The organism is Thiolapillus sp., assembly GCF_048562965.1.
Classification (GTDB): Bacteria; Pseudomonadota; Gammaproteobacteria; order Chromatiales; family Chromatiaceae; genus Thiolapillus; species Thiolapillus brandeum_A.
In genome coordinates, this window is sequence record NZ_JBHNMF010001707.1 from 1 (window position 1) to 504 (window position 504).

The following is a 504-nucleotide window of genomic DNA, read 5'->3' on the forward strand; positions in this document are numbered from 1 at the left end:
GGGGTACACCGTACTGAGCACACTGCACCACATCGGACCACACTTGGTAGCCCAATCCCTCGAGTTCACTGGCGAAATCCTTGAACACCCCATGCCGCTCCACCGTGGGAACGTTCTCCATTGTCACGATGTCTGGCCGAATGTCCCGTGCCAAACGACCGAACTCGTACAAGAGACCCCATTTGCCGTCGGACCGGGTATCGTATCGCTGACTGTAGGTGGAGAATGGTTGGCATGGTGCACAGCCCGCCAATACTCTGGTCGTACCAGGCGTGAAGAGCTCAGCCACTTCATCCGATTCCATCCGTGCGATATCCCGTTCGATGAACACCGCACCGTTGTTCTTCTCGTAGGGATAACGGCAAGCCGGATCAAGGTCGATACCTGCATTCACCGGAAGTCCTTCGAGAATGAACCCATGCGTCAGGCCACCAGCTCCACAGAATAGATCCACACAAGAAACGCCATCATTTTGCTTTTTCATGCCGATGTGCCTCTTCCTTC

At 55.0% G+C, this 504-nt stretch carries 1 protein-coding gene; it reads right to left on the bottom strand.

What is annotated here, in order from left to right:
* Nucleotides 1-484: DNA cytosine methyltransferase (locus ACOCD2_RS26330; protein WP_294059904.1), on the bottom strand; the 484-nt coding region annotated here is incomplete at its 3' end.
* Nucleotides 485-504 lie beyond the last annotated feature (20 nt).